The sequence below is a fragment of the Porphyromonas macacae DSM 20710 = JCM 13914 genome (assembly GCF_000379945.1).
Classification (GTDB): Bacteria; Bacteroidota; Bacteroidia; order Bacteroidales; family Porphyromonadaceae; genus Porphyromonas; species Porphyromonas macacae.
This window is the reverse complement of sequence record NZ_KB904150.1, coordinates 52,299-66,341: the sequence shown is the minus strand read 5'-3', so window position 1 is coordinate 66,341 and position 14,043 is coordinate 52,299. Positions and strand designations below refer to the sequence as shown.

The 14,043-nt window shown below is 42.7% G+C and carries 15 protein-coding genes; 11 read left to right on the top strand and 4 right to left on the bottom strand.

Annotated elements, in window-relative coordinates:
- A complete protein-coding gene (locus tag A3GI_RS0108220; RefSeq protein WP_018360977.1) occupies positions 1-2,922 on the top strand; it encodes a PD-(D/E)XK nuclease family protein in 2,922 nt (973 codons plus the stop codon).
- Here the strand turns inward: A3GI_RS0108220 and A3GI_RS0108215 are convergent.
- Positions 2,919-3,779 carry an HAD family hydrolase gene (locus A3GI_RS0108215; protein ID WP_018360976.1) on the bottom strand — a complete coding sequence of 287 codons (861 nt, stop codon included), beginning with the start codon at positions 3,777-3,779 and terminating at the stop codon, positions 2,919-2,921. The genes A3GI_RS0108220 and A3GI_RS0108215 overlap by 4 nt on opposite strands.
- A 58-nt stretch (positions 3,780-3,837) precedes the next feature.
- On the opposite strand from A3GI_RS0108215, the gene cobU reads away from it, so the two are divergent.
- The 5 genes from cobU to A3GI_RS0108190 all read left to right on the top strand — a co-directional run bounded on the left by cobU (position 3,838) and on the right by A3GI_RS0108190 (position 7,201).
- Positions 3,838-4,371, top strand: coding sequence for a bifunctional adenosylcobinamide kinase/adenosylcobinamide-phosphate guanylyltransferase (gene cobU / locus A3GI_RS0108210; protein ID WP_018360975.1), 534 nt, complete (start codon positions 3,838-3,840; stop codon positions 4,369-4,371).
- Positions 4,358-5,398: a nicotinate-nucleotide--dimethylbenzimidazole phosphoribosyltransferase gene (gene cobT / locus A3GI_RS0108205; RefSeq protein WP_018360974.1), complete on the top strand. Its 1,041-nt coding sequence runs from the start codon at positions 4,358-4,360 to the stop codon at positions 5,396-5,398. Before cobU ends, cobT begins: the two co-directional genes overlap by 14 nt.
- 10 nt (positions 5,399-5,408) lie before the next feature.
- A complete protein-coding gene (locus A3GI_RS0108200; RefSeq protein ID WP_025079467.1) occupies positions 5,409-6,167 on the top strand; it encodes an adenosylcobinamide-GDP ribazoletransferase in 759 nt (252 codons plus the stop codon).
- Positions 6,167-6,703, top strand: a complete 537-nt coding sequence (cobC, locus tag A3GI_RS0108195) for an alpha-ribazole phosphatase family protein (protein ID WP_018360972.1) — start codon at positions 6,167-6,169, stop codon at positions 6,701-6,703. The genes A3GI_RS0108200 and cobC overlap by 1 nt, the downstream gene beginning before the upstream one ends.
- 81 nt (positions 6,704-6,784) lie before the next feature.
- Entirely contained in the window at positions 6,785-7,201 is a 417-nt protein-coding gene (locus tag A3GI_RS0108190) for an A1S_2505 family phage non-structural protein (RefSeq protein ID WP_018360971.1), read from the top strand.
- 145 nt (positions 7,202-7,346) lie between these two features.
- On the opposite strand, the gene A3GI_RS0108185 is transcribed toward A3GI_RS0108190, so the two are convergent.
- From A3GI_RS0108185 to A3GI_RS0108175, 3 genes are all read right to left on the bottom strand, one after another.
- Positions 7,347-9,497, bottom strand: coding sequence for a tetratricopeptide repeat protein (locus A3GI_RS0108185; RefSeq protein ID WP_018360970.1), 2,151 nt, complete (start codon positions 9,495-9,497; stop codon positions 7,347-7,349).
- Between the two features lie 106 nt (positions 9,498-9,603).
- On the bottom strand, positions 9,604-10,101 hold the full coding sequence (locus A3GI_RS0108180; protein ID WP_018360969.1) for a nucleoside deaminase: 498 nt from the start codon (positions 10,099-10,101) through the stop codon (positions 9,604-9,606).
- Positions 10,094-10,333: a hypothetical protein gene (locus A3GI_RS0108175; protein ID WP_147277718.1), complete on the bottom strand. Its 240-nt coding sequence runs from the start codon at positions 10,331-10,333 to the stop codon at positions 10,094-10,096. The genes A3GI_RS0108180 and A3GI_RS0108175 overlap by 8 nt, the downstream gene beginning before the upstream one ends.
- 414 nt (positions 10,334-10,747) lie before the next feature.
- On the opposite strand from A3GI_RS0108175, the gene rplM reads away from it, so the two are divergent.
- The 5 genes from rplM to A3GI_RS11520 all read left to right on the top strand — a co-directional run bounded on the left by rplM (position 10,748) and on the right by A3GI_RS11520 (position 13,899).
- Positions 10,748-11,203, top strand: coding sequence for a 50S ribosomal protein L13 (rplM, locus tag A3GI_RS0108165; protein WP_018360967.1), 456 nt, complete (start codon positions 10,748-10,750; stop codon positions 11,201-11,203).
- A gap of 9 nt (positions 11,204-11,212) precedes the next feature.
- Positions 11,213-11,599, top strand: a complete 387-nt coding sequence (gene rpsI, locus A3GI_RS0108160; RefSeq protein WP_018360966.1) for a 30S ribosomal protein S9 — start codon at positions 11,213-11,215, stop codon at positions 11,597-11,599.
- 130 nt (positions 11,600-11,729) lie between these two features.
- Positions 11,730-12,584, top strand: coding sequence for a 30S ribosomal protein S2 (gene rpsB / locus A3GI_RS0108155; RefSeq protein WP_026216017.1), 855 nt, complete (start codon positions 11,730-11,732; stop codon positions 12,582-12,584).
- A 123-nt stretch (positions 12,585-12,707) separates the two neighbouring features.
- Positions 12,708-13,532 (top strand): translation elongation factor Ts, encoded by an 825-nt coding sequence (gene tsf / locus A3GI_RS0108150; RefSeq protein ID WP_018360964.1) that lies wholly within the window; start codon positions 12,708-12,710, stop codon positions 13,530-13,532.
- A 196-nt stretch (positions 13,533-13,728) separates the two neighbouring features.
- Positions 13,729-13,899: a DUF362 domain-containing protein gene (locus A3GI_RS11520; RefSeq protein WP_081612817.1), complete on the top strand. Its 171-nt coding sequence runs from the start codon at positions 13,729-13,731 to the stop codon at positions 13,897-13,899.
- Positions 13,900-14,043: the final 144 nt, after the last annotated feature.

Genomic DNA, 14,043 nt, shown 5'->3' with positions numbered 1-14,043 from the left:
ATGGAACCCTTTCTAAAGTCCGTAGCAAAACATTTTTACAAGCAGTACGGTAAGGAAATCAGCCGGCGAACATTTGTTTTCCCTTCAAGACGTGCCGGACTTTTCTTTCGCATGTATCTGAGCGAAATAGCAGCAGAGCCGATATTTTCCCCCCGTATAACCACCATCAACGATTTTATTATCGATCTTTCCCCCCGATATAAGGTCATACAGAAACAAGAGTTACTATTCCATTTATACGAGGCTTTCATAAAAACAAAAGGAAACGAAGAAAAACTCATAGACGATTTTCTGTATTGGGGAGGGCTTATCCTAAATGATTTCGATGAATTGGATCGCTATCTGATCGATGCCCGCATATTCTTTTCCAACCTGAAAGACTACAAAGATTTCGACAACTCTTTCGACTATCTGACTGAAGGGCAGAAAAAAGCGATTAAGTCTTTTTGGGGATATTTTGAGCACATTCATGCAAGAAAAGACGCAGACGATTCCAATCAAATTTCCAAAGAGTTCAATCGTTTCTGGCATTCCTTGCAGGAAACGTATGAAATATTCAAGGAAAAATTAGAAGCAGAAAACAAAGCTTACGAAGGTATGCTTTATCGAAAGGCTGCAGAAAACACCGATTGTTTAGATGAACTGAAAGAAGAATCGATTTTCGTGGGTCTGTTTGCCCTCAGCCCGGCCGAATTAAAAATATTATCGCGCCTGAAGGACCGAAACAAAGCTTTCTTCTGTTGGGACCACAGAGCCGTTGCGGCACAGGACCCGAAGAGTATTGTCCATAAACTATTGACAGAGAACATAAAACGTTTGGGTGAAGAAACCGTTTGCCAAACAGATTCGACTTTTCCACAACCTGTAATCGAGGTCATAAAGTGCCCCGGAGAGAATATTCAGGCAAAACTTCTCTCTTCTTTGATTGAGGAGATGAAGCAAAGAAGTGGGGAGACAAATATCAGCCAAGCCGTTGTGCTGCCCGATCAGGCCCTGCAAATGGCTGTTGTTGCCGCCATACCGCAAGAAGAAGATATTAATATTACAATCGGCTATCCTTTACACCGAACCGGTATTGCCATGCTGTTAAATCAATGGTATAAATTACTGCTGATGAGAAGGAAATCCGGTGATAATGAAGACTATTCGATTACAACGGAACAGGTCATCAATATGCTCTCTCATAAACTGATCACCAGGAGCTCACCGAAAGTTGCCGGCGTAATCGACCATATAAGGAAACAAAAGTTTTTTTATCTCAAGGCTTCGGAACTGGAACCGTTGATAGAAGGCGACGAACTTCTAAGCAATCTTCTGAAAGTAACATGGGACATCGACTCTTTTTTCCGAAATCTCCTGTTTATTCTCCGTTATTTGGTGTCGGATTTTGAAAATACGGAGGAAGCAGAACAAGAAGAAACTCATGCCGAACCGGACGGATTCCTGTCACCGTTCGATACCGAGTTTATATACCATTATCTAACCTTAGCACAGGGGTTGCTCAATCAAATCAAAGCGTTTAACATTCAGCCGGATATAAAATCCGGCATAACCATGTTAGAGGAGTTAGCCAGAGGTTTTAAGATTCCATTCGAAGGGGAGCCGTTGAAGGGGTTGCAAATAATGGGCATGTTAGAAACCAGGGTATTGAATTTCTCCGAATTGATTTTCCTCTCTGCAGAAGACAGCACTCTTCCGGGTAATAAGCTGATATCCACATTGATTCCCTATACTCTACGGGCCGGTTACGGATTACCCGTCGGAGAAGTGCAGGAAGCCATCACTGCATATAACTTCTTTCGATTGATCGGCGGAGCCGACAGAATAACATTTCTGTACAATTCGGCAGGCAGTAAAGGAGGAGCTGTCAGCAGGTATATTCTGCAACTCAAATATCTTTACGGTTACGACATTCGCCAAAGAGCCATCGACTTTGAGGCATCTGCAACAGACGAACCGGTACTTACCGTTCCGAAAACACAGGAAATCATAGACAAACTAAAAGAAAAGGAATTATCGGCAAGCGCCCTGCATAAATATATAGACTGTCCCCTGAAGTTTTATTATGAATATGTAGAACAGGCAGATGAAGAGGAGGTTCCCGAAATCTTAATGAATGAAGCGGATTTTGGCAATGTGGTACACCTGACACTCGAAATGCTGTTTGAAAATCATAGCAACGAAATCATAACCTCCGATTTCATCGATCGAATATTAGCTCATGACATACTGCTCCGCCAAACAATAAAAGAGGCTTACCTCACGGCATATCTGAAAATAAAAGATGAGGCAAAAAAAACATTCCGGTTCGGCGAACTGGATAAACTGTATCTATTGATGATAGAAAAGCAGGTACGTTGTATATTGCAATTCGAACGGGAAACGGAATTTGTCTATATCCAGGGGGAAAAGAAACTCAAAGGAGAAATTGTTTTGGACGAACAGAACACCATTAAAATAAAAGGCTACATAGATCGCATAGACAAACGGGGAGATACAATCAGAATCATCGATTATAAATCAGGACGCATCGAATCCACCAGAGAAAAGAACATCGAAGATCTGTACAATCACGATAAAAAAGGAGAGTATAAACCACAGGCACAATTACTCTTCTATCAAGAGCTGGTAAAGCAGAATGAAAGAGAACTGGGACTTGGATGCTGCAATATCGAACCACATCTGTACGCAGTGAGACTTATGCAAACTGTTCCCGATTACAGTTCACACATAAAATACAGTATTCAGGACCGGGTCTATGAGCAATACACAGAAGAGTTGCGTGCATTCTATCTCGAAAGACTAAGGGGTATCCTGTCCGAAATGATCGATATAAATATACCCTTCGCACAAGCCAATGATGCACACCGGCATGTGTGCGGTTATTGCCCTTTTGCCATATCCTGCGGGCGCCTGTCTTAAAGAGTTTTCAGTATTGCAGATAAGCGAATCGGTTGTTTACTGCGCTGCTGAGCTGTCGCATTGTACACAACAGCAGAGCCTGCAACACTCAGCATTTCCATATCATTAGCTCCATCGCCGACGGCCACACAATGCGACAAACGTTGTTCAGAACCTGCAATTTTAAGGATATATGCTGCCTTATCTTCAGGCAGAATAATCGTCTCTTCTTTCAAACCTTTTAATTTTCCATCTTCCATTCGAGGTTCGGAACAGAGATAGCCGGCAAACGAATAATCGGACATCAATTTCCGCGCAAAACAACCGAAACCTCCGGTAACAATATAAGCGGGACAATTCAAAACAGATAAAACATCTTTCAAATCGGGAATAACAGGCATTTCATCTGCAACGGCTTGCAGAGTGTCTGTTGTCAGACCCTCCAACATGTGAACACGGTGTATAAAACTTGAAGCAAAAGGAAGAATGCCGCTCATAGTCAAGCGGGTAAGTTCCTGCATACTGTTTCCTGAACTGATTTTACCAAAAAGCAAAACCATCATCTCTGCAGAAATCAATGTATTGTCGAGATCGAAAAAAGCAAAAGAAAACAGCCCCGGTGAAATGGCCGGACAGAGTACAAAAGCGTAACCTTCCTGCGAATGTTCCATAAGTATAGGCAATATCAGAGCACGCAGTCCGGATTTGGATTTGCCGGAAATCCTAAAAACAAGCCGCCCCGTACGACTGCTTCTTTCTTCACTCACGGCATCCTCCAAAACACCTGCACTGTTAAACAGGTCTTTGAAATAGGCATACATCACATCGTATTCCGTATGCCCGAAAACAATTATATACTCGCAATACTTCCTATTCATCGGATAACAAAGATATAATCTTTAATTTTGTAACGGCTTAAATAAAGCGATACGACCAATGAGCAGGATAATTCTTATAACAGGCGGACAGAGATCTGGTAAAAGCTCGTATGCAGAACAACTGGCTTTGAGTCTGTCTGAAAATCCCATTTATATAGCTACAGCCAGAATATGGGATGATGAGTTTGCCCTACGGGTAAAGAAACATCAGGAAAGACGCGGTCTCGAATGGACAAACATAGAAGAAGAAAAATTCTTAAGCAGGCATATCTATCCGGATAGGACTATGCTTATCGATTGCGTAACGCTGTGGAGCACGAATTTCTTTTTCGATAACGAAAGCAATATAGAGCTCTCTCTGAAAGCTCTAAAAAAAGAGTTCGACACCTTTACGGCTACACCGGCAAACTATATCTTCGTAACCAATGAAATCGGGTTGGGAGGCGTTTCCGAAAATGATATTCAACGAAAATACACCGACCTCTTAGGCTGGCTCAACCAGTATATCGCATCGAAAGCCGACGATGTCATATTCATGGTTTCCGGTATTCCTGTGACAATCAAACAATCTGGAAAAAATGAAAACATTTAATATCGTCCACCCCGACGAAGCCATACGGCAACGGTTGGAATTCAAAAACAATGATCTGACCAAACCCAAAGGAGCATTAGGCAGACTTGAAGATATTGCCATACAATTGGGAATGATACAGCAAACCCTCACTCCCCGACTGAAAAATCCTCATAATATTTTATTTGCCGGAGATCATGGTGCAGCCGAAGAAAATATCAGCAAAAGCCCCAAAGAAATTACATGGCAAGTTCTTTACAACTTTATTGAGGGGGGGCAAGGTATTAATTTCCTTTGCAGACAGCACGGCTTCGTTCTGGATATAGTGGACGTCGGGGTCGATCACGATTTCGAAGCCAAGATGCCTATCATACACAGAAAAATTGCATACGGTACGAAAAACTATTGCCGGGAAGCAGCGATGTCGGAAAACGAATTGGAGAAAGCTCTCGAAATCGGTGCCGAAAGAGTGAAAACGGCTTTTAAGAAAGGCTGTAATATTGTCAGCTTCGGGGAAATGGGCATTACCAACACTTCGGCATCGGCCATCTGGATGAGTTTTTTCACCGGTATAGACCTCAAAGAATGTGTGGGAGCCGGCAGCGGTCTGGACGAAAAAGGAATCAGACACAAATATCAAGTTCTGAAAAGAGCCATGGAATCTTATCCGGGCGACTGCAGTGCATGGGATATCATTCGATATTTTGGCGGATTTGAAATGGTGGCTGCCGTGGGGGGTATGATGCAGGCCGCAGAACTGAAAATGGTGGTTCTCGTGGATGGATTCATCATGACTGCCTGCATGCTGGCGGCATCGAAAATATATCCTGACATCCTGCACTATGCTATATTCGGACATTCGGGCGAAGAAACAGGACACAGGCAAATGCTGGCCTATCTGGATGCCAAACCGGTATTGCAGCTTGGTATGCATCTCGGGGAAGGCAGCGGTGCTGTATGTGCTTTTCCAATTATAGACAGTGCAGCACGAATGTTTTGCGAAATGAAAACTTTCCATGGTGCGGATATGACTAAATACTTCGAATAATTTGAGGCAGATGAATGACTTATTAGCAGCATTGATATTATACACCCGGCTCCCATTCGGAAGAATAAAAAAACTTCCCATGGAAAGTTTCAGCAGGGCGACGGACTATTGGAGTTGGACAGGCATATTAACAGGTGCTTTCCTCGCTTCCGGATATTGGTGCGGATATAAATTATCCGGCAGTTTTTCGTTTGCTGCTCTCTTCGCCATTATTGTTCGTCTTTTGGTTACAGGCGCATTCCACGAAGACGGGCTTGCGGATTTCTTCGACGGCATGGGCGGCGGTTACAACAGGGAGCGTATTCTGGAAATAATGAAAGACTCCCATACAGGCACCTACGGCGTTATTGCCCTGATTATTTACTTCCTCTCTTTTTATCTGTCTCTCGGTTCCCTTGCCGGAATATCTCCGGTCGTGATCTGGTCATTGGACCCATTATCCAAAACATTTGCACTCAGTCAGATCAAACTGCTCCCCTATGCACGTAATGTCGAAAATGCTAAATTAAAAGCCGTTTATACACCTCCGTCCGGATTCAGATTTTTTATAGCTCTTATCCCTGCATTACTCTCATGCGGAGTTCTCGTAAACTTTGCGGGAGCAAAAATTTTATTGGCACTGATTCTCCCGTTGCTATTGATGATCGGCCTGATTATCTTAATGAAAAAGAAAATCAACGGATACACGGGCGATTGCTGCGGAGCTTCTTTTTTAATGTGCGAGCTGTCTCTCTATTGGGGGATATTGTTAATCTATCCTGTTCTATAATGGAAGTATTTCTGGTCAGGCATACGACCCCGCTTGTTCCCCAAGGTATTTGCTACGGACAAACCGATCTGGACGTTACCGATACATTTGAAACCGAAGCATGGATCGTAAAAGAACAGCTAAGAGGTTTTACATTCTCCGAGGTCTATAGCAGTCCGCTTAAAAGATGCGTCAAACTCGCCGGTTATTGCGGTTATGTCAACCCTAAATTAGACAGGCGACTAATGGAAAAAAACTTCGGAGATTGGGAAATGACAGCGTGGGACGACATCAAAGGCCGTGAGGCTGAAATGTGGTATGCCAATTGGGTAGAACAGGCTCCACCAAAAGGTGAGAGTCTGATACAGCAATACGAACGCATGAAAGAGTTTTTCGATGATTTGAAACAACTCTACCCCATCTCTTCCTCTCCCGTTTTGATTTTCACTCATGGAGGTATTCAAACTTTAGCGGGCGTATATGCAGGTTTATACCCTCTGAAAGAATGTTTTGAACACACCTTCCCCTACGGCAGTATCGTCAAACTGTCTCTTTAAGGCAAAAGAAGCAGAAGGGAAATTGGTATATATCTCCCGTTCTTTTGTATTTTTAAGCACTCACCTCATCAAAAGAATCTTATGGGAAATTACAGGCTACGAAGTGGCAAGGTGTTGTATACACCTGAAAAGATCGAACATCTGGAACAGAACGAAGTATTTGTTTTCGGGAGCAATTTATCCGGTCATCATGCAGGAGGAGCGGCACGTGTGGCTGCAGAGCGTTTTGGAGCTGTATGGGGACAAGGCACAGGCTTACAGGGACAAAGCTTTGCCATCCCCACCATGCAGGGAGGAGTAGAAACCATTCGACCTTATGTCGATGAATTCATTGCTTTTGCGCAGGAACATCCCGAACTCTTTTTCTATGTCACCAAAATAGGTTGTGGCATTGCAGGCTTCAGTATAGAAGAAATAGCCCCGCTTTTCAAAGCTGCACAGGAAGTAGAAAATATCTGTCTGCCTCATGAGTTCGTAACTTTCCTGGAGTGCGAATAACAGTGCCCGGTCATTAGACTGTGACGCTCAAAAATTCTTTGCCTGAAGAATTTTCAACCATCAGGCAAAGAAAAAAAATCCAAGTTAACTTCGATAAAAATCCATCAGGCAGAGAATTTTTATCGCTCCGACAAGAAAAAGTTTTTTATCTGGATGAAAAACGAATCCACTCGGTAAGCAGTCTTAACTGCTCGTAAGAAGCACCTAAAAGCAGCAACGTATGAAAATCTTCGGCTATACTCCGATAGAATTCACGTTCGCCGTGTTCGCTGTCGGCTTCCATGTACCGGTTTTTGGATTTCAAATAAAAATCGACCGACTCCTCACGTTTACCCACCATTAAAGCTGCGTGACCGGCATTCAAAAAATCAGGGGCGCGCAAATCGTTAACGAAAGTTTCTATAATATTCTTATACACTTCGAAAGCACGCTCATAGGCTCCGGACATTAACAGACACCAGGCAATCGGTCTTTTTGTCTGCAAACTTTCACTCGCCGTAAACTCATATTTGTAATAAAAGGAAAGAGCCTCTTCCCACTTCTTCAAAGCCATCAAACAGGAAGCAGCCCTTAACAGCAAAGATTTATTCTCAGGCTTTAATGAAAAACAACGTTCGTAATCGGCCAATGCAACTTCATAGTTCCCTAACCGGTGATTGCACTCAGCCCGTTGACGGGTTACCCAATAAGTCTCACCTCCAATCAAATCGGCATGTGCATAAGCTTCCAGTGCTTTTGCGTAGTCACCGGCCAGTTGAAGAGCCCACCCTCTTTTCTCATTCAGCAATGCATCGTCGGGTGCTTTTTCACACAAAACGGTCAACATCCCGGCCGCTTCCCGATATCGCTTCTGTCCTAAAAGAATATCGACAATCTCCCGTTCAAAAGAAATATCATTCAAAAGATCATGTAAAAATGCCACATCCAATGGGTAAGGTTCGTCGAACCTGTCATCAAACTCTCTATGTATCTTAAAATCTTTGTAAAAACGATAAAGGTCTTCCAGATAACGTTTCACTTCCCTTTTATATAAATCGGTATCATCGGAAATCTCACGCAATTCCAACTGCTCTTTCATTTCACTGATATTTGCACCGCTCATCTGGGTGAGCGTCTGCATGCGCAGATGTTCCGGCATAAGGGCTAATGTAGCCAAAAGTCCATACATATCCGTATCACAAAGCTGGGTACTCATCATACGTGCCACATCGCGGAATCCGTCGTCAGAAACCACGTGAGCAATATGACTGTGGTGCATATCGAAAGGAATAAACCAATTAGGCATTTCGGAAAAGAACAAGTTTCTTTTCATTCCCTTAAAACTGCTGTACATCACATCGGCACCGCGATCTTGCATCTCGGAGAGCTCGCGCAGAGTATCATCCAACCCGGTACCTTCAATGGCTTTGAACCAGTCGGGGTTAGCTCCGTTTTCGGCAGACTGATCTCCAAAGAGATCCAATTTATGAGACACATCCGGCGAGATATGCCTCAGACCATCGATAACTTCCTTTTGAACCTTACGGTTTACGTCCTCCGTCTCTAATGCTGCATACAGTCGTTTTATAACAAAACGCAGTTCAAAAGCAGCATGCGGATGTTCATCGATTACGGTTTGCAGTATAGGGCTAAGTGTTTTGCCATGCAGTTCTATTTGCAAGGGATAACGTCGAACGGTAAAAGCAACCGCCGTCCATAAACGTGCCCGCAAATGTGGAGAAATCCCCCGGCGGGTAAGCAAACCAAGAATAAGTTCTATTTTTTTCAGATCCCACCACTCTTCCAGGCTCATCATGAGGGCCGATGCGACTACGCATAAAAGGTAATCATCCAAACGTGTATCGAAAATTGCCTGAACCTGTTCCTCACTCAATGATCTGGTGACCCATATAGCATAAAATAAATCCTGCACATAACGATCATAAGCGCGTCTATCGGAAACGACCAAAGCCTCTTCTATCAATTTTATAATACCCAATTCATCAATGCCACTGCAAAACCGCAGACGATTGTAAAATTCAGCGGAGCTGTTTCTCTTCTCCGTTTTATATACGATCAAATCGGCAACTTCCGCCAGATTGTGCCCCACATATAATAAAATGTCTTCCCGCTTGACATCTTCTATGCCTCTGATGTAATAACTTAATAAATCATGATAAACAGACTCCAGTTCATCGATTTTTGCCGTATACTTCATCACCTGATCGGAGTTGATCAAAGCTCTGGTTTTACCGAAAGCTTCGGAGAGACGACGGGATTTTATGAGGGAATATATATCATTCAGTTTCTTTTTCATCTGTCAGAGATATTCATTTATTTAGTTGCTTAATAACAAAAGTAAGACCATTCGATCATTTATTGTCAAAAAGTCAGAGAAAAGTAAAACCGGAATCGAAACAGATTCATTTTGCCAACCGTTTACTCTTAAAGAAATTCTGCATCAATTGTTTGCATTCGTCCTCCATTACTCCGCCAATAACGATACAGCGGGGATGTAGCGCATTCGAGCACAAAACACGGTATCCGACCTTTGGCTCTCCGGCTCCAAAAACAACCGTTTTCACTTGCGCCCATCTCATTGCCCCGGCACACATGGTGCACGGTTCTATGGTCACATATAATATACAATCGGAGAGATATTTACCGCCTAATGTATCCGTTGCCATCGTAATAGCCAACATTTCCGCGTGAGCCGTCGGATCAGACAAAGCCTCGACACGATTGTGCGCTCTGGCTATCAATCTGCCCGCGGCTTCTCCCTCCGGCCGGTAAACAATGGCTGCTCCGATGGGTATCTCGCCCTCCTCATAAGCCTGCACTGCTTCCTCAAAGGCCACAGACATCCATTTGGCGTGTTCTGCCGAAACCTGCTCCCGGCAATCCCTACAATCATCATTCATGGTTCTGCATCTCTTTAATGTCAAAAAGACAGGGCATTTGCGAGTAATACTCTTCGAATATATGCGTCATCAACGTTTCACGAATCCATTTGGAACGATTGCGAATACGAAACTTTTTGCAATATTGCTCCAGAGCTTTGTACTCGGATTTATTCAGGCGAAAATGAATCTCATAGCTCAATCGAGGACTGCAACAGCCAACCTTAGAGGTTTCTCTTTTCTTTTTGATCATAAAATATTCAAAAGGGGCATCAAAATTATATGACACAGCGTCCATTCATAAATAACACTCAGTTATACAAATTTAACCTTTTTAGTATCTTTACCGTCAGAATTAACGTCGGCAGACCGTATTTCTTTTCTCTTAATAAATTCACATTCCGCCTCGCCTGCACGATACAAGACCAATCGGGATGTATTGTTTTTCTATGGTTCTTTTCGTATCTTTGCAGCGCTAATTTTATCAAATAGTACCGAAAGGATTGGGAATCAGCATGTTTCCATGCAATTTTGCCGAAACAAAAGCATAAATAATTTACAACAAGCCCGAGATAAATATTTATGAATTTGCAAGGGAACAGCACGTCCGCGAGGATAGATTGCTCAATTAATTCGTCTATCAATTAACCAATTAACAATTAAAGAAGTGGATACTTTAAGTTTTAAGACCGTTTCTGCAAACAAAGCAACTGTTAATAAAGAATGGGTTGTAGTAGATGCTACGGGGTTGAGCCTCGGCCGTCTGGGATCCAAAGTGGCAAAGCTGCTGCGTGGGAAATACAAACCCAACTTTACACCACACGTAGACTGTGGCGACAATGTTATTGTTATTAACGCAGATAAAGTCGTTCTAACGGGTAAGAAATGGGACGACAGAGAATACAAACGTTATACCGGCTATCCCGGTGGTCAACGTATCATCAGCCCTCGTGAGCTTTACGCAAAAGGTTCAGACCGTTTGGTGCGCAAGGTGGTACGCGGTATGCTTCCTAAAAACAAATTAGGAGACAGCATCATCAACAACCTTTATATTTACGGCGGTGCCGAGCACAAGCATGAAGCTCAGCAGCCCAAGCTTATTGATATTAACACACTAAAATAAAGTACACTCATGGAAGTAGTAAACGCTATCGGTCGTCGTAAGGCAGCTGTTGCCCGTGTGTATGTATCAGAAGGCACCGGGAAGATCATGATCAACAAGCGTGATCTGAAACAATATTTCCCATCTTCTATTCTTCAATACATCGTTCGCCAGCCTTTGGCAAAACTCGATATTGAAGAAAAGTATGACATCAAAATCAATCTTTACGGTGGTGGTTTCAAAGGACAAAGCGAAGCTGCTCGTCTTGCCATTGCCCGTGCTCTTGTAAAAATCAATCCGGAAGACAAGGCCGCTCTGCGTGCAGAAGGCTTTATCACACGCGACTCTCGCAGTGTTGAGCGTAAGAAACCGGGGCGTCCCAAAGCACGTAAAAGATTCCAGTTCAGCAAGCGTTAATTTATTGAGAGTCTCTCTGAATTATTCGCGTTTAGTATCTAAATCTGTTGGATTTCGGTTAAGCGCTTGATCTACCACACAGATTGCAAGTAACAAATGTTTTACATTATAGAACGTAAACGAAATTATTATGTCAAGACTAACTTTTGACCAATTATTAGAAGCCGGCGCACACTTCGGGCACTTAACAAAAAAATGGAACCCGGCTATGGCTCCTTATATTTTCATGGAGCGCAACGATATACATATTATCGACCTGCACAAAACAGTTGCTAAAGTAGACGAAGCAGCAGAAGTAGCAAAGAACATGGCTCGTAACGGCAAAAAAATCCTGTTCGTTGGTACGAAAAAACAAATCAAAGCTCCCGTAGCTGAGATGGCTGCATCTGTAAATATGCCATTCGTCACCGAGCGTTGGCCGGGTGGTATGCTTACAAACTTCCCCACAATCCGTAAGGCTGTGAAGAAGATGGACTCTATCGAAAAAATGAAGTCCGACGGTACATTTGATAACCTTTCAAAACGCGAAAAACTGCAAATTACCCGTCAAAGCGAGAAATTGCAAAAGAACCTGGGTTCTATCGCAGAAATGAAACGCCTCCCCTCCGCTTTGTTTGTAGTGGATGTAATGAAAGAGCACATTGCCATTCGTGAAGCCAATCGTTTGGGAATACCTGTGTTTGGCATCATCGACACAAACAGCGACCCTAAAAACCTGGATTACGTTATTCCTTGCAATGACGACTCTACGGAAGCGGTGGAACTGATATTAAGTGCTATTTGTCAAGCTATTGCAGAAGGACTCAACGAACGCAAAGCCGAAGCAAAAAGCGATCATCCCAGTGGAGACGAAGAAGAGCCGCAAAAGATTGGCGGTGCCCGTAAAAGCGGTGCTCGCCGTCAGCGTATAAACAAAAACAACGCTGAGGAGGTAAATGAAGAAAATGCTGAAGAAGAAGGAACTGAAGAAGCGGTAGAAGAGTAAATCATCGCTTCACTTACCTTTCAAACATTATTTTCAAATCATAACAATCAAGCTCCCGGCAGACAAGGCAATATTATCTCCGGGAGCTTTTCAAATTAAAATTCTTAACATAGACATAATCTTATGGCTGTTACAATTCAAGACATCGCAAAATTGCGTAAAATGAGTGGTGCAGGTATGATGGACTGCAAACAAGCTTTAGAGGAAGCCAACAACGACTTTGAAAAAGCAATGGAAATCATCAGAAAAAAAGGACAGGCTGTTGCAGCGAAGCGTTCAGACCGAGAAGCTACGGAAGGCTGTGTGCTGGCCGCTGCAAAAGATGATTTTGCTGCTGCAGTCGCTCTGCAATGCGAAACCGATTTCGTTGCCAAAAACCAAGGATTCATCGACCTGACCAGAAATATTTTGAATTTGGCTTTGACTAACAAGCCGCAAAATAAAGAGGATTTGAAAAATATGATTCTGGCAGAAAACCGTACGGTACAAGATCATATTACAGATCAGGTGGGTATTACCGGTGAAAAGATGGAGTTGGGATACTACGAGTTTGTAAATGGCCCCACAACCACAGCATATATCCACCCGGGGAACAAGTTGGCTACAATCGTAGCATTTAATGAAAAAGCAGATTATGAAGTCGCACACAACATTGCCATGCAAGTAGCCGCAATGAATCCTATTGCGATCAGCGAAGAAGATGTACCTCAGGAGATTAAAGAAAGAGAACTGGAACTGGCTCGCGAAAAAGCTCGCGAATCAGGCAAACCGGAAAATTTAATCGAACGTATAGCCGAAGGCGGTCTGCAAAAATTCTATAAAGAGAATACATTGTTGCAACAGGAAAATATCAAAAACAACAAACAGTCTGTTGCCGACTACTTGAAAGAAAACAGCAAATCTCTGTCTGTAAGTGCATTCAAACGCGTAACATTAAATGCCGAATAACCCTCCGGTATTTTATATTACAAGTCATTATTAAACAGAAAAGACGAGGAAATTTTCCTCGTCTTTTCTGTTTAGAGAAAGTCATTAAGGTTAATTAGACAAACACAATTTCATACCTATTTATTGGTATATTAAAAAAGTATGTTATCTTTGCATCGGAAAAGAAATTCAATATTTCACTTAAACAATTAAAATAATGGCACATTTAATTACAGACAATTGCGTAGCATGTGGTTCTTGCATTGACGAATGTCCTGTTGGAGCTATCTCTGAGGGCGATATCTATAAAATTGACCCGGACACCTGCATCGATTGCGGCGCTTGTGCAGCAGCTTGTCCTTCGAGCGCAATTGAGGGCGGTCACTAATTTTTTCTTAGAAAAGAACCAGACCTTACAATAAAGCGCAACATTTTAGCATACGGCTATTCTGTATCAATGACAGTATAGCCGTTTTTCTTTTACACTAATATCAACATTAATTAGTACCTTCATAATTATATTATTTTCACA